This window comes from Streptomyces sp. NPDC048590 (assembly GCF_043199535.1).
Lineage (GTDB): Bacteria > Actinomycetota > Actinomycetes > Streptomycetales > Streptomycetaceae > Streptomyces.
The window spans coordinates 38,171-59,751 of sequence record NZ_JBICWC010000011.1; the positions used below are offsets into that span (position 1 = coordinate 38,171).

Here is a 21,581-nt window from a genome sequence, read left to right on the forward strand (position 1 = left end):
TGGGGGGAAGGGAATCGGGACGTGGCGGAAGAGACCGGTGACCCCGTGTTCCCTCACGGCCTGCGACCGGTCCGCGCCGGCAACGGCTTCGAGGAGGCGCTGGAACAGATCCTCCAGGTGGTCCGGCTCGGCCTGGTCCCGGACGGCGGGCGCCTGCCCTCCGAGCGGGAGCTGGCCGGGCTCCTCGGCATCAGCCGCGTCACCCTGCGCGAGGTCCTGAAGGTGCTTCAGGACCAGGGTCTGATCGAGGCCAGACGCGGCCGGTACGGCGGTACGTTCGTGCTCCCGCGCACGGGCGCCCCGGCCGACGGGGACGAACTGCGCCGCCGGGTGGCCGGCGTCGACCTCGAGGACCTCCTGCTGTTCCGCGAGGTGCTGGAGTCGGGGGCGGTGGGGCTCTGCGCGTCGCGCGGCCTCGACGCCGCGGGCGCGGACCGGCTGCGGGGAGCTCTGGCGGCGACACACGAGGCACCTCTGCCCGACTACCGCCGGCTCGACACCCTCTTCCACCTGACGCTCGCCGAGCTCGCCGGTTCGCCCTCCCTGGCGGCCCGCTACGCGGCGGTGCGGGCGGACGTCAACGACCTGCTGGACTGCCTGCCCCTGCTGGTACGGAACCTCGAACACTCCCAGCACCAGCACGCCTCCCTCGTCGAGGCGGTGCTCGACGGCGACGAGGAGGCGGCCCGCGCGGTGATGCGCGAGCACTGCGCGGGGACGGCGGCGCTGCTCCGCGGCTTCCTGGCTTGATCTTGCTCTTCCGGATCACCGCTCTTGCGCGGCGGCCCGGCACGAACAAAGGTATGACGCGACACCATTGCACCGGGCCGGCCGCAGACCGGCCGCCGGAGGGACCGCGCCATGCACGAACCGCTCATCGGCATCACTACCTATCTGGAGCCGGCGGCTCGCTGGGGCGTCTGGGAACTCCCGGCGGCGGTGCTCCCCTCCGCGTATCCACGGCTGGTCCAGCGGTCGGGCGGCCTGGCCGCGCTGCTGCCGCCGGACGACCCGGCACGGGCGGCCGAGGTCGTCGCACGTCTGGACGGGCTCGTGATCGCGGGCGGCGCGGACGTCGACCCCGGACTGTACGGAGCGGAGCGCGACTTCAGGACCGGCCCTCCGGCGCACGAGCGCGACAGCTGGGAGGTGGCCCTGCTGCGCGCGGCCCGGGCGGCCGGCACTCCGGTGCTCGGGATCTGCCGGGGGATGCAGCTGCTGAACGTGGCCCTGGGCGGAACGCTGACCCAGCATCTGGACGGTCACGCGGGGCCGTTCGGCAAGGCGGGGGTACTCGGCGAGCACATGGTGACGCCGGTGGCGGGGACTCTGTACGCGTCGCTGGTACCGGAGGAGGCGTCCGTACCGACATACCACCACCAGGCGGTGGACCGCCTCGCACCGGGCCTGGTGGTGTCCGCGTACGCGGCGGACGGCACGGTCGAGGCGGTGGAACTGCCGGGGTCGCAGTGGGTGCTGGGAGTCCAGTGGCACCCCGAGATGAGCGATGACCTGCGGATCATGCGGGCCCTGGTGGAGGCCTCGCGCTCGCGGGTGGGTCTGACGGGGGCGGGACGGGCCTGAGCCGGCCGCACCACCGGGGGCCGGCGTACTCCCCGCTCTCACCCCCGTACCGGCCCCACGGCTCCGGCGGTCAGCGACAGCAGGTCGCGGGCCGGGCCCGTGGGCCGGTGTCCGGAGGGCCACACCGCGCGGAGCTGGCGCCTCAGCCGTACGCTCACGACCGGGACCTTGACCAGGCGCCGGGCCGACAGCTCCTCCCCCAGGGCGAGTTCGCTCAGCACGCAGGGACCCGCGCCGCTCTCCGCCGCTCCCTTCACCGCCGTGGTCGAGGAGAGTTCGAGCAGCGGACGCGCCAGGCCGCCGTGGACGGCGAGCGCGGCGTCCAGGACCTGCCGGGTGCCCGAGCCGTACTCGCGCAGGATCAACGGTGTCGCCGCGAGTTCGCCGGGGGTCAGCGGGGTACGCCGGCGGGCCCACGGGTGGGAGGGGGCGACGACCACCACGAGCCGGTCGTGTGCGATCACCGTGCCGTCCAGCCCCTCCGGTATCGACAGGCCCTCGACGAAGCCGAGGTCGGCCTCGCCCGCCAGCAGCCGCAGCGCGACCGTGGCGGAGTTGCCCGCGAGCAGGGACACGGCGGTGCCCGGGCGTTCGGCTCCCAGGGCGATCAGCCAGCCAGGCAGCAGGTACTCGGCGATGGTCATGCTCGCCGCGACCCGCAGCCGGGAGTCCCGCCGGTCGCGCAGTGCCTGGGCTCCCGCGTCGAACGCCTCAGCCGCCTCGACGACCCGGCGGGCCCAGTCGGTGACCAGGGCGCCCGCGTCGGTCAGCCGGGAGCCGCTCGGGGAACGGTCCAGGAGGGCCACCCCGAGCTGCCGTTCCATGGTCCGGATGCGACTGGAGGCGGCGGGCTGGCTGATGCCGACCTCCTTCGCCGCCCGGCCCAGGCTCCCGTGCCGCGCCACGGCGAGCAGGAGCACCATGGCGCCCAGGTCGGGGACCCGGTGGGGCAGGGAGGACGGCACGGACTGCGGACTGGTCATAAGACCAGCTTATGACCTCATAGCCGCACGCTCCCTGGTGGCCGGCGGCGGGCACTCGGAGAATCGTGGCATGGCCATCTTTCCGCAGACCAAGACCGGGGCACTCCCCCTCACCTCAGCCGTTCCCCCGCTCCCCTCCCTGCGGCACGTCGGCCCCAACTGGTACGCGACGGTCATGGGCACCGCGATCGTCGCGACCGCGGGCGCCGCGCTGCCGGTGCGGGTGCCGGGTCTGCGCACGGTCTGCGTGACGGTGTGGGCGCTCTCCGCGGTCCTGCTGGTCACCGTGCTCGCGGCACGCGCGGGGCACTGGCTGCTGCACCGGGACCAGGCCCGCGCCCACCTCCGGGACGCGGCGGTCGCCCCCTTCTACGGCTGTCTCCCCATGGCCCTGCTCGCGGTGGGAGCCGCCACGATGGCGGTCGGGCGGGACCTCGTCGGGCACCGCGCGGCCGTCGCCGTGGACGCCGTGCTGTTCACCGGCGGCACGGTCGCGGCTCTCGCCGCCGCCGTGGTGATCCCGTATCTCATGGTCGTACGCCACCGGCCCGCCCCGGCCGACGCGTCCCCGGTCTGGCTGCTGCCGCTGGTGGCCCCCATGGTCTCGGCGGCCGTGGGACCCCTGCTGGTGCCGGAGCTGCCGGCCGGGCAGTGGCGCGAGGCACTGCTGCTGGCCTGCTACGCCATGTTCGGACTGTCCCTGCTGGCGACGCTGGTGGTCGTGCCTCTGGTCTTCGCCAGGCTGCTGCACCAGGGACCGCTGCCGCTCGCGCTGACCCCGACGCTGTTCCTCGTGCTCGGGCCGCTGGGGCAGTCCACGACCGCCGTCAACCAGCTGGCCGATGTGGCACCGGGGGCGATCGGGGCGCCGTACACCTCGGCCTTCGGCGCGTTCGCGGTGCTGTACGGGGTCCCGGTGATGGGCTTCGCCCTGCTGTGGCTGGCCCTGTCCGCCGCGATGGTGGTGCGCGCGGTGCGGCGCGGCATGCGGTTCACGATGACGTGGTGGGGTTTCACCTTCCCCGTCGGCACCTGCGTCACCGGTGCGGCGGGACTGGCCCGGCACACCGGGCTCGACGCGTACACCTGGCTGGCCGTGGCGCTGTACGCGCTGCTGGTGACCGCCTGGGCTGTCGCCGGCGTACGGACACTGGGCGGGCTGTTCAGCGGAGCGCTGCTCCCAGCGCCCCGGCCGCTTCGGCCAGCGACGGTCCGTACCAGGTGAGATGGCGTCCGTCGACGAGTACGGCTCTCATCCCGGGGAAGGCCTCGGGCCCGTCCTCGGCCGTGAAGCGGTAGGGCTCGTCGGGCAGCACCACCAGTCCGGCCCCGCAGGTGTTGAGTTCGTCGAGGGGGACGCGGGGGTAGCGGTCGGGATGGTCCGCGTACACGTTCCGCACGCCGAGCCTGGCGAGCAGGTCACCCGCGAAGGTGTCGCGGCCGAGCACCATCCAGGGCCGGCGCCAGACGGGCACGACCGCCGGACGCGGAGGTGCGGCCGGGGGCGGCAGCGCCGCCCAGGCCGCCTCGGCCTCGTCGAGCCAGCGCGGGCGGGGTGCGGCCCCGCACGCGGTGAGGACCCGCTCCAGCTCGGCGAAGGCCTGGTCGAGCGTACGGACCTCGGTGACCAGGACCTCGATACCGGCTTCCCGCAGGGCGGCCAGGTCCGGCTCCCGGTTCTCCTCCTCGTTGGCGAGGACGAGGTCGGGCCGCAGGGCCGCCACGGCGGCGGTGTCCGGGTTCTTCGTGCCGCCGACGCGTGCGGCACTCAGTCCGGCCGGGTGGGTGCACCAGTCGGTGACGCCGGCCAGCAGTCCCGGGGCGGTGACGGCGACCGCCTCGGTGAGCGAGGGGACCAGGGAGACGACCCGCACCGGCGGCACCCGTCAGCGGCGCGAGTCGTAGGTGGCGTCGATGTGCTCGGCCACGGAGACGACCAGCAGCCGGGTGCCCTCGACGGTGGCCCGCCAGCGGTGCCTGACCCCTCCGGAGAGGAAGAGGGTGTCCCCGCGGCCCAGGCGGTGGGCCTGTCCCTCGGCCTCCACCTCGACGGCTCCCTCCACCACGTACATCACCTCGTCGTTGCGGTGCTGGAACTCGCGCCCGAGGTCCTGCTCACCGATGAACTCCAGCGCGCTGAGCTGGTGACGTCCGCGCACCAGCCGGTGCACGCCGTCGCTCTCCTCGGCGCGCACCAGGTCCACGGCACGGGCCGAGTCGGCCGCGGCACGGAGGCGCGCGGTCGTGGTCTCGAGCGCCTGGGCGACCCGGTCCAGTGAGCGGGGGCTCGGTCTGGCCCGTTCGTTCTCGATCTGGCTGAGGAACGGCACGGACAGCCCGCTGCGCCCGGCCACCGCCGCCAGCGTCAGCCCGAGGGTCCTGCGGCGTCGGCGGACCGCGGCACCCACCCGAAGGGCTTCCTTCTCGTCCATGTCCGGCTCCCTCCCCGGATCACCAATCCTCCCGGTTCCCAGCACCCTACGCATGTCGTTCGCGCGATGGAGCGGAAGTGGGCGGACGCGAGACCTTCGGGGACTCCTTGGGACAAGCCTGAAGGGGACGGCTCCGGTTCGCTACCGGGGCCGTCCCCTTAGTCGCCGGCGGACCAGCGGGTGCTCGTGGATCAGCGGGTGGCGCGCACTCGCGTCCCGGCCACGTCCGGGTCCGTACGGATCAGCCCTTGACCGGGGCCAGCTTGTCGATCACGTCCGGGTTGGCGTCCATCCAGTGACGGGCGGACTCCTTCTCGTTACCGGCGCCGCCCTTCTGGATCTCCGCCTCCAGCGAGGACAGCTGGGTGTCGGAGAGCTTGAAGTCCTTCAGCCAGCCGGTGAGCTCCGGGAAGTCCTTGCCGAAGTCCTTCTTGGCCACGGTGTGGATCTCGTCGCCCTTGCCCCAGGCACCCTTCGGGTCCTTGAGCTTCTTCAGGTCGTGCTTCGCGTAGGCCCAGTGCGGCGACCACAGGGTCGTCACCACCGGCTCCTTCTTCTGGATCGACCGGTTGAGCTCCGCCAGCATCGACGAGGTGCTGGACGAGACGACCTTGTACTCACCGTCCAGGCCGTACTCCTTGAGCACCTTGTCGTTCAGGATGCCCATCATCCCGGCGCTCGACTCGATCCCGATGATCTTGTTGCCGAACTTCTTGCCCTGGCCCTTGAGGTCCTCGAGCGAGTCGATGCCCTTGACGTACGAGGGAACCGTCAGCTCCAGCGACGTCGGCCCGTACCAGGAACCGAGATCGGTGAGGTCGTCCTTGTATCTGTTCCAGTAGTCCTTGTGCGTCGTCGGCAGCCAGGAGTCGAACTGGACGTCGAGCTGCCCCTGGGCAAGCCCGGTGTACAGCGGGCCCGGGTCGAGCTGCTTGACCGAGGTCTTGTATCCCCGGTCCTCCAGCATGTTCTCCCAGAGGTAGGTGCTGGCGATGGCCTCGTCCCAGGGGAAGTACCCCAGGTTGACCGTCTTGCCGGCGTCCTTGCCCTGCTTCCCGGCTCCACCGGGCACGGGGGCGAGCTTGTCGACCAGACCGGGGTTCTTCTTCAGCCAGGAGCGGACGCCGTCCTGCTCCTTGCCCTCGCCGGCCCCCTGGATCTCGTTCTCGAGACTGGTGAGCTGCTTCTCGTCGAGCTTGAAGTCCTTCAGCCACTTGGCGACCGTGGGGGACTTCTTCGCGAAGCCCTTGTGGGCGACGGTGTGGACCTGCTCGCCCTTGCCCCAGGCACCCTTCGGGTCCTTGAGCTTCTTCAGGTCGTACTTGCTGTAGGCCCAGTGCGGCGACCACAGGGTCACCACGACCGGCTCCTTCTTCTTGATGGAGGCGTTGAGCTCGGCGAGCATCGAGGAGGTGCTGGACGAGACGACCTTGTACTCGCCGTCCAGGCCGTACTCCTTGAGCACCTTCTTGTTGAGGGTGCCCATCATCCCGGCACTCGACTCGATCCCGATGATCTTGCCGTCGAACTTCTTGCCCTGGCCCTTGAGGTCCTCGAGCGAGTCGATGCCCTTGACGTACGAGGGAACCGTCAGCTCCAGCGACGTCGGCCCGTACCAGGAACCCATGTCGTCCAGCTGGTCGCTGTACTTGTCCCAGTAGTCCTTGTGCGTGGTCGGCAGCCAGGAGTCGGTCTGGAAGTCGATGTCACCGCGGGCGACACCGGAGTAGAGGGGGCCGGCGTCGAGCTGGGTCATCCCGGTCTCGAAGCCGCGCTGCTCAAGGATCTCCTTCCAGAGGAAGGTGGAGGCGATGCCCTCGTCCCAGGGGATGTACCCCATGTTGATCTTCTCGCCCTTGCCGACGTCCGTACCGCCGGCCTGCACACCCTTCGAGTCCGAGGACCCGGCGATGTTGAGGCCGCCGGCGACGAGCGCGAGGACGATGACACCGGTCATCGCGACGGCGGTGCCCGGCTTGTAGTGCGTGAACCGCAGCTTGCGGACTCCGGCGGCGGCCTTGGCCGCGGCGCGGCGGCCGAGGGGGGAGACGCGCTCGTTCAGCGCGCCCGTCATCCGGTCCAGGTACATGGCGAGGATGACGACGGCGATACCGCTCTCGGCGGCGAGGCCGACCTGGAGCTGGGTGATCGCGGCGTAGACCTTCTCACCGAGGCCGCCGGCGCCGGCCATGCCGCCGATGACGACCATCGACAGGGCCAGCATGATGACCTGGTTGATCCCGGCCATGATCGTCGGCAGGGCGAGCGGCAGCTGCACCCGGGTGAGGGTGTGCTTGGGCGTGGTACCGAAGGCTGCGGCGGCCTCGACCAGCTCGCCGTCGACCTGGCGGATGCCGAGCTCGGTCATCCTGACACCGGGCGGCATCGCGAAGACGATCGTCGCGATCACACCGGGGGTGACACCGACGCCGAAGAACATGACGCCGGGGATCAGGTAGACGAAGGCGGGCATCGTCTGCATGACGTCGAGCACCGGCCGCAGCGCGGAGCTGACCCGGCTGTTGCGCGCCGCCCAGATACCCGTGGGCACCGCGATCAGGATGGTGATGACCGCGGCCACCACGACCAGCGAGAGCGTGGCCATCGCCTCGTCCCACAGGGCGAGGGAGTCGATGAGCGCGAAGCCGGCGAAGGTCAGCACCGCGGGGACGATCCCGCGCAGCCAGAAGGCGATCACGGCGAAGATCCCGGCCATCAGCAGGGGTTCGCCGCCGCTCAGCACGGCGTTGACGCCGTCGTACATGCCGCCGAGCACGGTCTTGATGAAGTCGAAGATCCAGGTGAGGTTCGACTGGAGCCAGTCGACCGCGTTCTCGACCCACGATCCGAAGGTCAGCCTAGGCATCGGCGGTCACCTTCTCCGCACGCTGCGCCGGGACCTGTTCGGCCGGGGCGTCCACCTGCGGTTCCTCGCCGAGCGCGGCGAGCAGCCGGTCACGGGGGACGACGCCTATGACGTCGCCGTCCTCTCCGGTGACGGCCACGGCGGCGCCGCTGGTGGAGCAGGGGGTGAAGAGTTCCGCGATGGGGGTCTCCGAGGTGACGGTCGCGGGGGCCTCGGCCAGCAGGTCCTTGTCGGAGACGCCTTCCTCGGGCGCCTCCATGATCGAACCTGCGGTGAGGACGCGGGACCGGTCGACGTCCTGGATGAAGGAGGCGACGTAGTCGTTGGAGGGGCGGACGAGGATGTCCTCGGCGCTGCCCTGCTGCACGATCTCGCCGTCCCGCATCACCGCGATCTGGTCCCCGAGGCGCATGGCCTCGTTGAGGTCGTGGGTGATGAAGACGATCGTCTTCTTCAGGCGCTTCTGCAGCTCCAGGAGCTGGTCCTGCATGTCACGGCGGATCAGCGGGTCGAGCGCGCTGAAGGACTCGTCCATGAGGAGCAGGTCGGCGTCGGTGGCGAGCGCGCGGGCCAGGCCCACACGCTGCTGCATGCCGCCGGACAGCTCGTCGGGCCAGGACTTCTCCCAGCCGGCGAGGCCGGTCAGCTCCAGCGCCTGCGCAGCGCGGGACTCGCGCTCGGCACGCGGGACGCCCTGGACCTCGAGGCCGTAGGCGGCGTTCTCCAGCACGCTCCTGTGGGGGAAGAGCGCGAAGTGCTGGAAAACCATGCTGATCTTGGTGGAGCGGACTTCACGCAGGTCGCGGGGGCTGAGAGCGGTCAGGTCCTGACCGTCGAACAGCACCCGGCCCGCGGTGGGCTCCAGCAGACCGTTGAGCATCCGCAGCAGGGTGGACTTACCGGATCCGGAGAGTCCCATGACGACGAAGATCTGGCCCGGCTCCACGGTGAACGAGGCGTCGATCACCGCTGCGGTCGTTCCGTCGGCGCGCAGCTCGTCACGGTGGGTACCGCCCTGGAGCTTCCGCACGGCTTGATCGGGTCGTCTGCCGAACACCTTGTACAGGTGTTCCGCTTGCAGCCTTGACACATACACCTCACGCGTTGAACCGAAACGGTCCGCCACCCCCGCGGGCAGACCGTGGAGCGGCGCGGAATCTTCCCGCAGAGCACGTGCGCACTGGAAAATGGACGTGATCCGCTCCGGTGCCGCGCCTGCCCCTGCTTACGCGACCCAAACACCTGTGTGATCCAGTTCACTCGAACGAAACGGCCGCAACGGGAACCGAACGCCTCACCCGCCCTCGCTGTCGGTGGGGTGCGGCATCATCTGGGGTGTGACGCGACGCCTGATGCTCCTCGACACCGCCTCCCTCTACTTCCGCGCCTACTTCGGCGTCCCGGACTCGGTGCGCGCACCGGACGGCACCCCGGTCAACGCCGTGCGCGGACTGCTCGACTTCATCGCCAGGCTGGTGCAGGACCACCGCCCCGACGACCTGGTGGCCTGCATGGACGCGGACTGGCGTCCCCAGTGGCGGGTCGACCTGATCCCGACCTACAAGGCCCACCGGGTAGCGGTCGAGACCGCGGGCGGCGTCCCGGACGAGGAGGAGATCCCCGACACCCTCTCGCCGCAGGTCCCAGTCATCGAGGAGGTGCTCGACGCCCTGGGCATCGCCCGCGTGGGCGTCGAGTCGTACGAGGCGGACGACGTGATCGGCACCCTGGCCGGGCGCGCCACCGGCCCGGTCGACATCGTGACCGGGGACCGCGACCTCTACCAGCTGGTCGACGACGCGCGCGAGGTTCGGGTGCTGTACCCCCTCAAGGGCGTGGGGACGCTCCAGGTGACGGACGAGGCCTGGCTGCGCGGCAAGTACGGCGTGGACGGAGCCGGATACGTCGATCTGGCCCTGCTCCGCGGCGACCCCAGCGACGGACTGCCGGGCGTGCCCGGAATCGGCGAGAAGACGGCGGCGAAGCTGCTCGACGCCTTCGGCGACCTGGCGGGGATCATGGCCGCGGTGGACGACCCCTCCGCCCGGTTGACGCCGTCCCAGCGCAAGCGGCTCGACGAGGCCCGGGACTACGTCGCGGTCGCGCCGAAGGTGGTCCGGGTGGCCGGTGACGTCCCCCTGCCCGCCTTCACCCCGGCACTCCCCCGTGAACCCCGTGACCCCGCCGCGCTGGAGGCCCTCACGGCGAGGTGGGGCCTGGGCAACGCCGTACAGCGCCTGCTCGTCACGCTCCAGGCGTGAGGTGCTAGCTTAGGTATACCTAAGTCGAAGACGCATGCTCAGAGCAGGGAGAACCACGTGGCAGAGCAGCCGCAACGCCGGACCCCGAAGGCACGGGGGGCCCAGGTTCTGCGCACCGAGCAGATCACCCCACACATGGTGCGCGTGGTCCTCGGCGGCGAGGGCCTGGCCGGCTTCGAGCTCGACGGTTACACCGACCACTACGTCAAGCTGTGCTTCGCACCGGAGGGCGCGGAGTACTCCCACCCCTTCGACATGGCGGCGATCCGGGAGGAGTATCCGCGCGAGCTGTGGCCGGCCACCCGCACCTACACGGTCCGTTCCTGGGACCCCTCGGCGCGTGAGCTCGCGATCGACTTCGTGGTGCACGGCGATGCGGGGCTGGCCGGCCCCTGGGCGGCGCGGGCGGTCCCCGGCGACCTGGCGACCCTCCTGGGCCCCGGCGGCGGCTACGCCCCGCAGGCCTCGGCCGCCTGGCATCTGCTGGTGGGCGACGAGAGCGCGCTCCCGGCCATCGCGGCGTCGCTGGAGCAGATGCCGCAGGGCGCCGTGGCGCACGCCTTCGTGGAGGTCCCGGACGCCTCGGAGGAGCAGAAGCTCGTGGCGCCGGACGGTGTCACGGTGACCTGGCTGCACCGGGGCGACCGCCCGGTCGGCGCGGCGCTCGTCGAGGCGGTGCGCGGGCTGGAGTTCCCCGAGGGCGAGGTCCAGGCGTTCGTGCACGGCGAGGCCGGCTTCGTGAAGGAGATCCGGCGCCACCTCCGCCTGGAGCGCGGCATTCCCCTTTCGCGGCTGTCGATCTCGGGTTACTGGCGCCTGGGCCAGGACGACGAGGCGTGGCGCGCGGTCAAGCGTGAGTGGAACGAGCAGGTGGAGCGCGAGGAGCAGAGCGCCGCTTGACATCCTCGCCGCCCTGAAGGACGGCGGTAGCACCGGCCCCTTCCCCGCCACCGACGGAACCCGGTCGTCCCTGCGGATCGACCGGGTTCCGTCTTGTCCGGAGCCCCCGGGAAGGGCTCAGCCCTCCCCCGCCCCGTCCGGGTAGGCGCGGGCGGAGGCGTCCACATGGGCGAGACGCCGCAGGGCCCCGAACATGGCCTCTCCCAGCACCGTCCCGACGACGACACTCTCCACGAGGTCCTCCCGGGCGACCCGCCGCCGGACGTAGTCGAGGTCCATCCGCGCCACCGGTTCGGCGGCGTCCGCGTAGGCGTCGAGCAGTTCGACGAACGCGCCGTGGCCCGCCCTGCGCAGCGCGGCCAGCACCTCCGCGAGGGACCGTGCCGCCGGGTTGTCCGCGTTCACCAGCCAGCCGCGCCGCGCCACCAGGGCGGCGACCTCCTCCCGGGCCTCGGCCACCTCCGGCTCGCCGTCCTCGCCGGTCTCCGGCTCCTCGGGGATGATGCGCCCGGCTGCCGTACCGAGCACCATGTGCACCGGCTGGCCCGGATCGTCGACCGCCTCCAACACCTCCGCGATGGCGGAGAGCGACATCCCGCCGACGTCCAGAAGAGCCCGGATCAGCCGCAGCCGACGCTCGTGCCCGTCGCCGTAGTGCGCCTGGTTCGGGCTGGTCAGCTCGCCCGCCGGCAGCAGTCCCTCCCGTACGTAGTACTTGATCGTCGGTACCGGGACGCCGGACCTGCGGCTCAATTCACCGATGCGCACTGCGTGTTCACCCTCCAGGAGCTTGCCAAGGCGAAGCCCATCATAGATAGTCCCCCTATCAGATAGTGGACAGTGCCACTATCCATAAGCTCTCAGGGGGATCCATGCAGTCCTGGCGTACCTGGCACCGGCCCTTAGTCCTCTTCGCCGCATCGATGGCGGTGACGGCCGTCGTCGCGGCCGTCGGGATGGTGGTGGACGAACGCGTGCTCGCGGGCGCGCCGATCTGGGCCAAGCCCTTCAAGTTCGCCGTCTCGTTCGTCGCGTACGCGCTCTCGCTCGCGTGGATGCTGACGCTCCTGACGCGGGGCCGGCGCGCGGGCCGTCGGGCGGGCACCGTCGTCACACTGGCCTGCGCGGGAGAGATGGCGATCATCACCGGACAGGTGATCAGGGGGAAGCGCAGTCACTTCAACAACGCGACCCCGCTCGACTCGATGCTGTACCAGGCGATGGCCGTCACGGTGGTGATCCTCTGGGCGGGCACCCTCGTCATCGCGCTCCTGCTCCTGAGGGCCCGGATCGGCGACCGCGCCTCCGCCTGGACCGTGAGGTCCGGTGCCCTGCTGGCCTTGGCGGGAGCCGCGATCGGCTTCCTGATGACCCGCCCCTCCGCGGAACAGCGGGCGGCGGGCGGTCTCGACAGCGCCGACGTGGTCGGAGCGCACGCGGTGGGCGTACCGGACGGCGGACCCTCGATGGCGCTCACGGGCTGGTCGACGACCGGTGGCGACCTGCGCATCCCGCACTTCGTCGGCATGCACGCCCTGCAGGCGCTGCCGCTGTTCCTGCTCGTACTGCTGTTCCTCGCGCCACGGGTCGCCCTACTGCGCGACCCGCTGGTACGGCTGCGCCTGGCGAGGGTCGCCTGCGGCGCCTACGCGGCCCTCGTCGCGCTCCTGACCTGGCAGGCGCTCCGGGGCGAACCGCTGATCCACCCGGAGGGCGCGACGCTCACCGCCGCGGCGGCGATCGGGGTGGCCACGGCGGCCGGCTTCGTGACGGCGCTGCGACCGGGGACACGGCCGGGACGGACCGGCACGCCGGAGAAGGAGCTGGTCCGGTGACCGGGGCACTCTTCGAGGTCACGTTCCTGGCGGCGGCGCCGTTCTGGCTGCTCATGATCTTCGCACCGGGGTGGCACCTCACGCGGCGCGTCGCCGCCTCACCGCTCACCGTGCTGCCGGTGCTCACGCTGTGGGCGGTGATGGCCGTTCCGGTCCTTCCGGAGCTCTGGGCGGCGGTCAGCAGCCCCGACATCGACACCTTCCGTGAGCTCACCGCCCTCGCGAACGGTGCCGGCGCCGTGTGGGCGCAGATCATCGCCTGGGACCTGCTGATCGGTCAGTGGATCTTCCTGCGCTCGCGCCGGCTGGGGCTCTCCCCTCTGGTGTCCGGTCCGCTGCTGGTACTGACGGTTCTGCTGTCCCCGGTGGGGTGGATGGCCTTCCTCGTCATCCGAATGGCCGTAGGATCCAGGCTTCGGCCGGAACCGTCCGCACCGGACCCCGGCGGCCCCGGAGCCCGCTGAGCCCGGCCCGGGAGCCCGCTGAGCCCGGTCTCCGCACGTGTGCGCGGGACCCAGGACCAATCCGCCGGGGGTCCGGCTCCGAATCAAAGACGAAACCGTTGTGTGCTCCGGGAGGACCGTCCGCGTGAGAGAAGCCGTACACATCAGTGGGGTCCGCTCGCCGGGCCCCGGCCTGGAGGATCTGCTGGTCCAGGTCGCCCGTGGCGATCAGGACGCCTTCACCCAGGTGTACGACCATGTCAGCGGGCCGGTTCTGGGTCTCGTCCGGAGCGTGCTCCGCGACCCCGCGCAGTCGGAGGAGGTGGCCCAGGAGGTGCTGGTGGAGGTCTGGCGGACCGCCCCGCGCTTCCAGCCGTCCCGCGGCAGCGCCATGAACTGGGTGCTGACGCTGGCGCATCACCGGGCGGTGGACCGGGTGAGGTCGGCCGAGGCCACGGCGGCCCGTGAGCACAAGGCGGCGCTGCTCGACCGCACCCCGGACTTCGACGAGGTCTCGGAGCAGGTCGAGAGCCGCCTGGAGCGGGAGCAGGTCCGGCGCTGTCTGCGGACGCTCTCCGAACTCCAGCGTGAGTCGGTGACGCTGGCGTACTACCGAGGGCTGACCTACCGGGAGGTCGGTGAGCTGCTCTCCGTACCACTGGGAACCATCAAGACACGGCTGCGTGACGGACTGATCCGGCTGCGCGACTGCCTGGGGGTGAGCGCATGACCACGGCCGAGCTGCACACGTTGACCGGGGCCTACGCCCTGCACGCGCTGCCGGACGACGAACGCCTGGCGTTCGAGCGGCATCTGAGCGCCTGCGAGGCGTGCGCCCAGGAGGTGCGGGAGCTGTCCGCCACCGCCGCACGGCTCGGGCTCGCGGTCTCCGCGACCCCGCCGCCGCCCCTGCGGGAACGGGTGCTGCGGGAGATCACGACCGTTCGGCAGGAGACCCCGTCCCAGGGGCGGGGAATGCGCTCCGGGGGTTCACCCACGGGCCGGGCCGGCCGGTGGACCAGCTACGCCCTCGCCGCGTGCGTCGCCGCCGCGGCGGCCTTCGGAGGGGTCGCCGTCTGGCAGAACCAGGTCGCGCAGGACGCCCGGCAGGAGGCCACACGGGCCCAGGAGCACAACGCGCAGGTGGCTCAGGTCCTCACCGCGCCCGACGCCGCGACGACCGCGTCGGAGCTGGCGGACGGAGCGCGGGGCACCGTGGTCGTCTCCAGGAGCGTCGACCGGGCGGTGTTCCTCGCCTCGGACCTGGCACAGCCGCCCAGCGGCAAGGTCTACGAACTCTGGTACGACGACGGGGGCGTGATGCGCCCGGCCGGTCTGATGAACCCGTCGGCGACCGACGAGGCCGTGCTGCTGGACGGTCCCGTGGACGGAGCCTCCGGCATGGGCATCACCATCGAGCCGGAGGGCGGTTCCGAGCAGCCGACCACCGAGCCCCTGGCCGTGATGGAGTTCCGGGACGCCTGATCCGAGACCCGTCCCCCGTAACCGCTCCGGAGCCCCGGTGCGCGTGTCTCCGTACGTTCTCGTGCGGAGGCCGCGCCCCGGGGCTCTGCCGTGCGGAGTGGCGGTGCTCGTGCGGCGGGTGCAGGGTGGTCGGTGGTGCGCCCTGCCGGGTGGGCAGCCGGGCGCGCGGCGGCACGGCCCACGGCACCTGAGGACGGGTGAGCCCATGAGCACCGTTGAAGAGACGATCGAAGTGGCCGTGCCGGTGAGCACCGCCTACAACCAGTGGACGCAGTTCAAGAGCTTTCCGCGGTTCATGACGGCCGTGAAGTCGGTCGAGCAGATCCGCCCCAACCTCACCCGCTGGGTGGTGGGGTTCGGCCCGCTGCGGCACGAGTTCGAGGCGGAGATCGTGGAGCAGCGACCCGACGAGCTGGTGGCGTGGCGGAGCCTGGGGCGGCGTCTCGCCCACCGGGGTGAGGTGTCGTTCCGGGCGACGGCGTCCGGGGGCACGGCGGTGTCCCTTCTCTTGGACGACGGGCCGCACGCGGCCTCGGGGCCCCGCGCCCGGCTCCACGAGTTCACGGGCCGTGTGGTCCGGGCCGAACTCGGCCATTTCAGGGAGTTCATCGAAGGCATGGGGCGCGAGGGCGGGGCCTGGCGCGGAACCATCCACAACGGCCACGTCCGGCCCGTGGAGCGGGAGCCGGCCAGGAGCCGGGTCCCCCACTGGCCCGTCGGCTGACCGGCCCGTCCGGCAGCGAGAGAGCACGAGAGTGAGAGGGCACGTCCGATGAAGAAGGCCCCGCGCGAGGAGCAGGACGAACAACTCACCGTGACTCCGCCCAAGAAGTGGGCGGCGGGCGTGCCCGCGGTGACGCACGCCCTCGAGTACTCGCTCTCCGAGACGTCGGCCAGGCGGACCGGGCTGACGCTGCTGAACATGAACCAGGTGGACGGGATCGACTGCCCCGGGTGTGCCTGGGCAGATCCGGCCCCCGGGCACCGGCATCTGAACGAGTACTGCGAGAACGGTGCCAAGCACATCAACGACGAGGCGACGTCGCGGCGCGTCACGGCCGACTTCTTCCGCGAGCACACGGTCTCCGAACTGGGCCGGCGGTCCGATCTCTGGCTCAACCAGCAGGGCCGGCTCACCGAGCCGATGGTCAAGCGCCCCGGCTCGGACCACTACGAGCCGATCAGCTGGCACGAGGCTCTGGGGCTGCTGGCCGAGGAGCTGAAGGCGCTGGCGTCCCCCGACGAGGCGGTCTTCTACACCTCGGGCCGGGTCAGCAACGAGGCCGCGTTCCTCCTGCAGCTGTTCGCCCGGGCCTTCGGCACCAACAACCTCCCCGACTGCAGCAACATGTGCCACGAGTCCAGCGGGTTCGCCCTGCACGAGACCCTGGGCACGGGCAAGGGCACCGTGAGCCTGGAGGACGTCCACCACGCCGATCTGATCTTCGTGGTGGGCCAGAATCCCGGCACCAACCATCCGCGTCAGCTCTCGGCGCTGGAGGAGGCCAAGGACAACGGCGCTCGCATCATCGCCGTGAACACCCTGCCCGAGGCCGGACTCCTCCGGTTCAAGAACCCGCAGCAGGCGCGCGGGGTCGTGGGGCGCGGCGTCCAGATCGCCGACCGCTTCCTCCACATCCGCAGCGGCGGCGATCTCGCCCTGTTCCAGGGCCTGAACCGGATGCTGCTGGAGGCGGAGGACGAGCGTCCGGGTACCGTCCTGGACCACGACTTCATCGGCTCCGACACCAGCGGCTTCGAGGAGTTCTCCCGTCACGCCCGCTCCATCGCCTGGGAGGACGTCCTCGCCGCGACCGGGCTGGCCCGGGAGGAGATCGAGCAGGTCCGGGACGAGGTCCTGCGCAGCGAGCGGGTGATCGTCTGCTGGGCCATGGGAGTCACGCAGCAGAAGCACGGGGTGCCCACGATCCGGGAGATCGTCAACTTCCTGCTGCTGCGCGGGAACCTGGGCAGGGCCGGCGCGGGGGTCTGCCCGGTACGCGGGCACAGCAACGTCCAGGGCGACCGGACGATGGGCGTGTGGGAGCAGATGCCCGACTCCTTCCTCGACGCGCTCGGGGACGAGTTCGGCTTCGAACCGCCGCGTGCCCACGGGCTCGACGCGGTGAACTCGATCAGGGCGATGCGCGAGGGCCGGATCAAGGTGTTCGTGGGCGTCGCGGGCAACTTCGTCCAAGCCGCACCGGACAGCGAGGTCACCGAGGAAGCCATGCGACGGTGCGGCCTCACCGCGCACATCTCCACCAAGCTCAACCGTTCCCATACGGTGTGCGGCCGGACCGCGCTGATCCTGCCGACGCTCGGCCGCACGGAACGCGACATCCAGGCGACGGGCGAGCAGTTCGTCACGGTGGAGAACTCGATGAGCGAGGTGCACAGTTCCCACGGCCGCCTGGAGCCGGCGTCCAAGGTCCTGCTCAGCGAGGTCGCCATCCTCTGCCGCCTCGCCGTCCGGACCCTCTCCGGCAGATCCGGTATCCCCTGGGCGGAGTTCGAGGCGGACTACGGCGTCGTCCGGGACCGGATCTCCCGTGTCGTGACGGGGCTGCACGACTTCAACCGCCGGGTGGCCAGGCCTGGTGGCATCCAGTTGCCGAACCCCGTCAACGAGGGGGTCTACGCGACGGTCACCGGCAAGGCGATGTTCACCTGCAACGACTGGGTGATGCCGCAGGCGCCCGAGGGGCATCTGCTGTTGCAGAGCCTGCGTTCGCACGACCAGTGGAACACCGTCCCGTACACGGACAACGACCGTTACCGGGGTGTCCACGGCAGCCGGCGCGTGGTCATGGTGAACCCTGAGGACGTCACCAGGCTCGGGCTGTCACCGGGGCTCCACGTCGACCTGGTGAGTGTCTGGGCCGGGGGTGAGGAGCGCCGCGCGGAGGACTTCACGGTGGTGCCCTATCCGACCTCTCCGGGATGCGCCGCCGCGTACTACCCCGAGACGAACGTCCTGCTGCCGCTGGACAGCGTGGCCGACGCCAGCAACCAGCCGACCGCCAAGAGCATGGTCGTGCGGCTGGAGCCGACGGCAGCGGTGCGCGGGACCGGCTGAGCGCGCGGTCCGTCACCCGGTGACGAGGCCTGCGACGAGGTTGATGGCGGTGGCGAGGATGATCGTGCCGAACACGTACGACAGCAGGGTGTGGCGCAGGACGATCGCGCGGATCACCGGGCTGGACACGTCGTTGTCGGACACCCTCCCGGCCGAGCAGCGCGCCTGCACGCTGCTCGGCCGCCTGGAGCGCCGGAGTCCGGGGGCCTGACGGACACCGGCTCCCGGTGTCCGCCTCCCGGTTCAGCTCCTGCGGGGCGGACGCGGGAGGAATCCGCTGGTTCGGGCCCGGTACTCCGCGTATCCCGGCCTCCCGGCCATGTGCCGTTCCAGCAGTGCCTTTCCGCTGCCCATGGTCAGCAGGAGGCTCATCACCACGGGGGAGACCAGGGTGGTGGCCGCCACGACGGGGTCGGCGCAGACGACTAGGAAGAGCCCCCACCAGACGCAGAAGTCCCCGAAGTAGTTCGGGTGACGGGTCCACGACCACAGTCCCCGGTCCATGATCCGGCCCTTGTTCTCCGGATTCCGCTTGAACCGGTCCAGCTGGGCGTCCCCCACCGCCTCGAAGACCAGCCCGACCGCCCATACGGCGGTCCCGGTCCAGGCCCACGCGCCCGCCGGCCCGGGCAGGTACTGCCCGGCCTGGACCGGCAGGGAGACCAGCCAGACCAGCGCGCCCTGGAGGAGGTACACCTTGCGCAGGGCGTACAGGGCGGGGCTGCCCGGCGCCTTGGCGAGCATCGCCTCGTAGCGCGGGTCCTCGCCGTGGCCCCGGCCGCGGCGGCCGATGTGCACGGCGAGCCGGAGCCCCCAGACCACGGTCAGGGCGGTCACCAGGAGGCGGAGCGTCCCGTCCCCGTCGCCCGCCGACATCGCGTACGAAACGACGGCGACGGCCGCGAAGCCGAGCCCCCACGCCACGTCGACGATCCGGTGCATGCCCTTGCGGAGGGCGACCAGGAAGGTCACGAGCATGACGAGGAGGGCGGCGCCCGCGGTCGCGGCCAGGTTCTGGGCGAACGCCGCCCAGGCGAAGCCGGTCACCGGCCCGGTCCGGCGACCGCGGGCTCACCGCTCCCGGCGGCGGCGCCGAGGCCCGCGTACCAGCCGTGCCGGGTGGCGGGCATGGCCGCCCCGCCGCCGGCGTCCGGCCGCACCGAGAGGATCTGGTCGACTCCCATCCGACGCTCCTCGAACGCCAGCGCGCCGCCCACCAGGTACAGCCGCCACACTCGGGCGGTCTCCTCACCGACCAGGGCGGTGAACTGCGGCCAGCGCTCCTCCAGGGTCCGGTGCCAGGCCTCGACGGTCAGGACGTAGTGCTCACGCATCGACTCCACGTCGCGTACCTCCAGCCCCGCGCCTTCGAGGAGTCCCACCGTCTCCCCGACGGGCCGCATGTGCATGTCCGGCGCGATGTACGACTCGATGAAGGCCCCGCCGCCCGGCGCGGTGGTACCGCGGGACATCTGCTGGACCATGGCCCTGCCGCCGGGCCGGAGCACCGAGTGCAGCAGCGCGGTGAACGCCGGGTACTCGGCGTCCCCGACGTGCTCGCCCATCTCGACGGTGGACACCGCGTCGTAGTCGCCCCGGAAGCCGGGCAGTCCGGCGACGTCGCGGTAGTCGCAGTTGTGCACCTCGACGAGCTCCTCCAGTCCGCGTTCGGCGACCTGGGCGCGCACATGGGCCGCCTGCTCCCTGGCCAGGGTCACCGCGGTGACCCGTACACCGTGCCGGGCCGCCGCGTACAGGGTGAGGGATCCCCAGCCGCAGCCGATGTCGAGCAGGCGGGCGCCGGGGGTGAGCCCGAGTTTGCGGCAGATCAGTTCGAGCTTGTCGCGCTGGGCGTCGGCCGGTCCGTAGTCGGGCCCGGTGCCGGTCCAGTAGCCGCAGGAGTACGCCATCGTCTCGTCCAGCAGCAGGGAGTAGAAGGCGTTCGACAGGTCGTAGTGGTGGCTGATGGCCGCCCGGTCGCGGGCCTTGCTGTGCAGCGCTCCGCTCAGTCCGGCGCGGGCCGCCGGGACCGGTGGGCGGGGGCCGACCGCGCCGAGGCGCAGGGCTGTTCCGGCGGCGCGGAGGCGGTCGGCGAGGCGGGGGCGGGGCAGCTGGAGTCCCTGGTCCCGTGATGCCCGGCGCATCGCGCGCAGCCCGTCGGCGAGGTTGTCGGCGATGTCGATGTCACCGGTGATGTAGGCCTCGGCGAGGCCGAGTTCACCGGGCTGCCACAGCAGCCTGCGCAACGCCCGGCGGGATCGCACGTGCACCGTGGGCGCGTCCAGGGGTCCGGTCTCGCTGCCGTCCCACATCCTGATGCGGACCGGGGGCGGTCCTCCGAGGAACTGCTCGATGACCGGGGCGATCCGCTGGGCGGCTCCGGTGACCGGGGTCTCGTTGACGGTGACGGTGTTCACGCGGTGTCCTCACGGGTCAGGAGAATCTGCTGCACATCGAGGTAGCCGGAGCGGAATCCGGCTTCGGAGTAGGCGAGGTAGAAGGTCCACATCCGGCGGAAGGTCGCGTCGAAGCCGAGCGCGTCGACCTGGGCGGTCCGTTGCACGAAGCGTTCCCTCCACAGCCGGAGGGTCTCGGCGTAGTGCATGCCGAAGCCGTCGCACCGAACGGTGCGCAGGGCGCTGTGGGCGGTGGTGACGCGTTCGACCGCCTCGACGGAGGGCAGCATGCCGCCGGGGAAGATGTACTTCTGGATCCAGGTGTAGGTGGCGCTGCTGGCGAGCATCCGGTCGTCCGGCATGGTGATCGCCTGGAGCGCGACGCGTCCGCCGGGGGCGAGGCAACGGTCCAGGGTCTTGAAGTAGACGGGCCAGAACTCCACGCCGACGGCCTCGATCATCTCGACGCTGACGATCGCGTCGTACTCCCCGGTGACGTCCCGGTAGTCGCAGAGCCGCACGTCGACACGGTCCTCGTGGCCCGCCTCGCGGATCCGCGCCCTGGCCAGTTCCTGTTGTTCCCGGGAGAGGGTGAGAGTGGTGACCCGTGCGCCCCGGGCGGCGGCGCGCACGGAGAGTTCGCCCCAGCCGGTGCCGATCTCCAGGAGTTCGGTGCCCTGGCCGACCCGGGCGAGATCCAGCAGCCTGTCGATCTTGCGGTGCTGTGCGGCGGGCAGCAGCTCGTGCTCGGCGGGGAATCCGCGGAAGACGGCGGAGGAGTACGACAGGGTGTCGTCGAGGAAGAGCGCGAAGAGGTCGTTCGACAGGTCGTAGTGGTGGCTGATGTTGTCGCGGGCCCCCTCGGGGGTGTTGGCCTGCGCCGCGGGCTGCCGCAGTGCCCAGAGCCTACGGAACTTCTGGAGCGGCGCGGGCACGAGACCGGCGGCGTTCCCCGCGAGGACCGTCAGCACTCCCACGAGGTCGGGCGAGTCCCACTCCCCCGCCATGTACGACTCCCCGAAGCCGATGAGTCCGCTCGCGCCGATCCTCCGGAAGAAGGCGTCCGGCCTGCGGATCTCCATGAGCGGGCCGCCCAGGCCGATGCTGTCGCGGCCGGCGATCCGGGCCCGCAGCGGGAGCCGGGACAGCGCGTGCCGGACGAGCCGTTCGGCCAGCGCGGTTCTGATCGCCGAGGCCTGTGGCTGGGCGGCGACATCGGGCCAGCGGTCCGCGTCGACACCGGCGGGCGGTGCCCCGGCCGGCCTGGTCTGTGCGGGGATGACGCCGCCGGCCGGGGTGGTCACCGGGGAGGTGGAT

20 protein-coding genes and 1 pseudogene are annotated in these 21,581 nt (G+C 71.5%); 11 read left to right on the forward strand and 10 right to left on the reverse strand.

Translation table 11 applies throughout. From position 1 onward, the window contains the following. Window positions 1-21 precede the first annotated feature (21 nt). Window positions 22-750: a FadR/GntR family transcriptional regulator gene (locus ACGFNN_RS28690; protein ID WP_393560203.1), complete on the forward strand. Its 729-nt coding sequence runs from the start codon at window positions 22-24 to the stop codon at window positions 748-750. A gap of 111 nt (window positions 751-861) precedes the next feature. Continuing rightward, on the forward strand, window positions 862-1,584 hold the full coding sequence (locus tag ACGFNN_RS28695) for a gamma-glutamyl-gamma-aminobutyrate hydrolase family protein (RefSeq protein WP_393560205.1): 723 nt from the start codon (window positions 862-864) through the stop codon (window positions 1,582-1,584). A 38-nt stretch (window positions 1,585-1,622) separates the two neighbouring features. Here ACGFNN_RS28695 and ACGFNN_RS28700 read toward each other — a convergent pair whose 3' ends face one another. After that, a complete protein-coding gene (locus ACGFNN_RS28700; protein ID WP_393560206.1) occupies window positions 1,623-2,567 on the reverse strand; it encodes a LysR family transcriptional regulator in 945 nt (314 codons plus the stop codon). A 70-nt stretch (window positions 2,568-2,637) separates the two neighbouring features. On the opposite strand from ACGFNN_RS28700, the gene ACGFNN_RS28705 reads away from it, so the two are divergent. Beyond that, window positions 2,638-3,792, forward strand: coding sequence for a TDT family transporter (locus tag ACGFNN_RS28705; protein WP_393560208.1), 1,155 nt, complete (start codon window positions 2,638-2,640; stop codon window positions 3,790-3,792). On the opposite strand, the gene ACGFNN_RS28710 is transcribed toward ACGFNN_RS28705, so the two are convergent. The 4 genes from ACGFNN_RS28710 to ACGFNN_RS28725 form a co-directional block, all read right to left on the reverse strand. After that, window positions 3,731-4,441, reverse strand: coding sequence for a helical backbone metal receptor (locus ACGFNN_RS28710; protein WP_393560210.1), 711 nt, complete (start codon window positions 4,439-4,441; stop codon window positions 3,731-3,733). The two genes, ACGFNN_RS28705 and ACGFNN_RS28710, sit on opposite strands and share 62 nt — an antisense overlap. 12 nt (window positions 4,442-4,453) lie before the next feature. Continuing rightward, complete coding sequence (locus tag ACGFNN_RS28715) at window positions 4,454-4,999, reverse strand: helix-turn-helix domain-containing protein (RefSeq protein WP_393560212.1); 546 nt, start codon at window positions 4,997-4,999, stop codon at window positions 4,454-4,456. A gap of 241 nt (window positions 5,000-5,240) precedes the next feature. Next, a complete protein-coding gene (locus ACGFNN_RS28720; protein WP_393560214.1) occupies window positions 5,241-7,865 on the reverse strand; it encodes an ABC transporter permease/substrate binding protein in 2,625 nt (874 codons plus the stop codon). Further along, on the reverse strand, window positions 7,858-8,955 hold the full coding sequence (locus ACGFNN_RS28725) for a glycine betaine/L-proline ABC transporter ATP-binding protein (RefSeq protein WP_393560216.1): 1,098 nt from the start codon (window positions 8,953-8,955) through the stop codon (window positions 7,858-7,860). The genes ACGFNN_RS28720 and ACGFNN_RS28725 overlap by 8 nt, the downstream gene beginning before the upstream one ends. A 262-nt stretch (window positions 8,956-9,217) precedes the next feature. Here ACGFNN_RS28725 and ACGFNN_RS28730 point away from each other — a divergent pair, with 262 nt between their 5' ends. Together ACGFNN_RS28730 and ACGFNN_RS28735 are read left to right on the forward strand one after the other, a co-directional pair. Next, window positions 9,218-10,126, forward strand: coding sequence for a 5'-3' exonuclease H3TH domain-containing protein (locus ACGFNN_RS28730; RefSeq protein WP_393560502.1), 909 nt, complete (start codon window positions 9,218-9,220; stop codon window positions 10,124-10,126). Window positions 10,127-10,183: 57 nt separating this feature from the next. Next, the gene (locus ACGFNN_RS28735) at window positions 10,184-11,026 is read left to right on the forward strand and encodes a siderophore-interacting protein (RefSeq protein WP_393560218.1); all 843 of its coding nucleotides are present in this window, start codon (window positions 10,184-10,186) and stop codon (window positions 11,024-11,026) included. Window positions 11,027-11,143: 117 nt separating this feature from the next. Here the strand turns inward: ACGFNN_RS28735 and ACGFNN_RS28740 are convergent, their stop codons facing one another. Then, window positions 11,144-11,794, reverse strand: a complete 651-nt coding sequence (locus ACGFNN_RS28740) for a MerR family transcriptional regulator (RefSeq protein ID WP_393560220.1) — start codon at window positions 11,792-11,794, stop codon at window positions 11,144-11,146. Window positions 11,795-11,898: 104 nt separating this feature from the next. Between ACGFNN_RS28740 and ACGFNN_RS28745 the strand changes: the two genes are divergently transcribed. The 6 genes from ACGFNN_RS28745 (at window position 11,899) to ACGFNN_RS28770 (ending at window position 17,868) form a co-directional block, all read left to right on the forward strand. Next, window positions 11,899-12,861: a hypothetical protein gene (locus tag ACGFNN_RS28745; protein WP_393560222.1), complete on the forward strand. Its 963-nt coding sequence runs from the start codon at window positions 11,899-11,901 to the stop codon at window positions 12,859-12,861. Then, window positions 12,858-13,325 carry an ABA4-like family protein gene (locus ACGFNN_RS28750; protein WP_393560223.1) on the forward strand — a complete coding sequence of 156 codons (468 nt, stop codon included), beginning with the start codon at window positions 12,858-12,860 and terminating at the stop codon, window positions 13,323-13,325. The genes ACGFNN_RS28745 and ACGFNN_RS28750 overlap by 4 nt, the downstream gene beginning before the upstream one ends. 124 nt (window positions 13,326-13,449) lie before the next feature. Beyond that, window positions 13,450-14,034, forward strand: coding sequence for a sigma-70 family RNA polymerase sigma factor (locus ACGFNN_RS28755; protein WP_362552050.1), 585 nt, complete (start codon window positions 13,450-13,452; stop codon window positions 14,032-14,034). Further along, entirely contained in the window at window positions 14,031-14,789 is a 759-nt protein-coding gene (locus ACGFNN_RS28760; protein ID WP_393560225.1) for an anti-sigma factor domain-containing protein, read from the forward strand. Before ACGFNN_RS28755 ends, ACGFNN_RS28760 begins: the two co-directional genes overlap by 4 nt. A 205-nt stretch (window positions 14,790-14,994) precedes the next feature. Continuing rightward, window positions 14,995-15,513, forward strand: a complete 519-nt coding sequence (locus ACGFNN_RS28765) for an SRPBCC family protein (protein ID WP_393560227.1) — start codon at window positions 14,995-14,997, stop codon at window positions 15,511-15,513. A 48-nt stretch (window positions 15,514-15,561) separates the two neighbouring features. After that, window positions 15,562-17,868, forward strand: coding sequence for an FdhF/YdeP family oxidoreductase (locus ACGFNN_RS28770; RefSeq protein ID WP_393560229.1), 2,307 nt, complete (start codon window positions 15,562-15,564; stop codon window positions 17,866-17,868). Window positions 17,869-17,880: 12 nt separating this feature from the next. On the opposite strand, the pseudogene ACGFNN_RS28775 reads toward ACGFNN_RS28770, so the two are convergent. The 4 genes and pseudogenes from ACGFNN_RS28775 to ACGFNN_RS28790 form a co-directional block, all read right to left on the reverse strand. Continuing rightward, window positions 17,881-18,015, reverse strand: a pseudogene (locus ACGFNN_RS28775) (DUF1345 domain-containing protein); the annotation flags it as partial. A gap of 96 nt (window positions 18,016-18,111) precedes the next feature. Continuing rightward, window positions 18,112-18,915, reverse strand: coding sequence for a DUF1295 domain-containing protein (locus ACGFNN_RS28780; RefSeq protein WP_393560230.1), 804 nt, complete (start codon window positions 18,913-18,915; stop codon window positions 18,112-18,114). Further along, window positions 18,912-20,285 carry a class I SAM-dependent methyltransferase gene (locus tag ACGFNN_RS28785; protein WP_393560232.1) on the reverse strand — a complete coding sequence of 458 codons (1,374 nt, stop codon included), beginning with the start codon at window positions 20,283-20,285 and terminating at the stop codon, window positions 18,912-18,914. The genes ACGFNN_RS28780 and ACGFNN_RS28785 overlap by 4 nt, the downstream gene beginning before the upstream one ends. Continuing rightward, the gene (locus ACGFNN_RS28790) at window positions 20,282-21,544 is read right to left on the reverse strand and encodes a class I SAM-dependent methyltransferase (RefSeq protein WP_393560504.1); all 1,263 of its coding nucleotides are present in this window, start codon (window positions 21,542-21,544) and stop codon (window positions 20,282-20,284) included. The genes ACGFNN_RS28785 and ACGFNN_RS28790 overlap by 4 nt, the downstream gene beginning before the upstream one ends. Window positions 21,545-21,581 lie beyond the last annotated feature (37 nt).

Coding starts and splice junctions, on each gene's coding strand:
- ACGFNN_RS28705 (WP_393560208.1), top strand. CDS start 2,638: ATGGCCATCTTTCCGCAGACCAAGACCGGGGCACTCCCCCTCACCTCA.
- ACGFNN_RS28720 (WP_393560214.1), bottom strand. CDS start 7,865: ATGCCTAGGCTGACCTTCGGATCGTGGGTCGAGAACGCGGTCGACTGG.
- ACGFNN_RS28700 (WP_393560206.1), bottom strand. CDS start 2,567: ATGACCAGTCCGCAGTCCGTGCCGTCCTCCCTGCCCCACCGGGTCCCC.
- ACGFNN_RS28715 (WP_393560212.1), bottom strand. CDS start 4,999: ATGGACGAGAAGGAAGCCCTTCGGGTGGGTGCCGCGGTCCGCCGACGC.
- ACGFNN_RS28760 (WP_393560225.1), top strand. CDS start 14,031: ATGACCACGGCCGAGCTGCACACGTTGACCGGGGCCTACGCCCTGCAC.
- ACGFNN_RS28730 (WP_393560502.1), top strand. CDS start 9,218: ATGCTCCTCGACACCGCCTCCCTCTACTTCCGCGCCTACTTCGGCGTC.
- ACGFNN_RS28745 (WP_393560222.1), top strand. CDS start 11,899: ATGCAGTCCTGGCGTACCTGGCACCGGCCCTTAGTCCTCTTCGCCGCA.
- ACGFNN_RS28770 (WP_393560229.1), top strand. CDS start 15,562: ATGAAGAAGGCCCCGCGCGAGGAGCAGGACGAACAACTCACCGTGACT.
- ACGFNN_RS28695 (WP_393560205.1), top strand. CDS start 862: ATGCACGAACCGCTCATCGGCATCACTACCTATCTGGAGCCGGCGGCT.
- ACGFNN_RS28765 (WP_393560227.1), top strand. CDS start 14,995: ATGAGCACCGTTGAAGAGACGATCGAAGTGGCCGTGCCGGTGAGCACC.